The organism is Aeromonas sp. sif2416 (assembly GCF_019218665.1).
Classification (GTDB): Bacteria; Pseudomonadota; Gammaproteobacteria; order Enterobacterales; family Aeromonadaceae; genus Aeromonas; species Aeromonas encheleia.
Genome location: NZ_JAHUXC010000026.1, coordinates 1 through 1,020 on the forward strand (window position 1 = coordinate 1; position 1,020 = coordinate 1,020).

Below are 1,020 nucleotides of genomic sequence, written 5' to 3' on the forward strand. Positions count from 1 at the left end.
TCTCGACCTTGGTCTCGCCCTCGCCCAGGTACTGCACCTTGTCGTTGGCGACTTCATAGCTCCACTTGCCAGCCGCATCGATCTCCAGCTGACCCAGGGCGCCGGCACTCGGGGTGCCCACACCCGGCTTGAACTCGGCCTCGTCCGCCCCGTCCACGTCGGTCAGGGTCAGGCTGCCAGTTTCGGTCAGGGTCGGCTTGCTCTCATCTTCCAGCACCGCGCCGTGGTCGGCACCGCTGATCACGGCCGCATCGTTCACGCCGGTGATGGTGATGGTCACGGTGTGGCTGGTGCCGTCCAGGCTCTCAACCACAAAGGTCTCGACCTTGGTCTCGCCCGCGCCCAGGTACTGCACCTTGCTGTTGGCGACTTCATAGCTCCACTTGCCAGCCGCATCGATCTCCAGCTGACCCAGGGCACCGGCACTCGGCGCGCCCACACCCGGCTTGAACTCGGCTTCATCCGCCCCGTCCACGTCGGTCAGGGTCAGGCTGCCAGTTTCGGTCAGGTTACCGCTGACCACGTTCAGATCTTCGGTCACCGCACCGCTGTCATCACCCTTGATCTCGGCACCGTCATTGACGCCGGTGATGGTGATGGTCACGGTGTGGCTGGTGCCATCCAGGCTCTCAACCACAAAGGTCTCGACCTTGGTCTCGCCCGCGCCCAGGTACTGCACCTTGCTGTTGGCGACTTCATAGCTCCACTTGCCAGCCGCATCGATCTCCAGCTGACCCAGGGCACCGGCACTCGGCGCGCCCACACCCGGCTTGAACTCGGCTTCATCCGCCCCGTCCACGTCGGTCAGGGTCAGGCTGCCAGTTTCGGTCAGGTTACCGCTGACCACGTTCAGGTCTTCGGTCACCGCACCGCTGTCATCACCCTTGATCTCGGCACCGTCATTGACGCCGGTGATGGTGATGGTCACGGTGTGGCTGGTGCCATCCAGGCTCTCAACCACGAAGGTCTCGACCTTGGTCTCGCCCGCGCCCAGGTACTGCACCTTGTCGTTGGCGACCT

The 1,020-nt window shown here is 64.1% G+C and carries 1 protein-coding gene; it reads right to left on the reverse strand.

Features of this window, described 5'->3' with window-relative positions:
• Nucleotides 1-1,020: VCBS domain-containing protein (locus tag KW821_RS21350; protein WP_218292849.1), on the reverse strand; the 1,020-nt coding region annotated here is incomplete at both ends.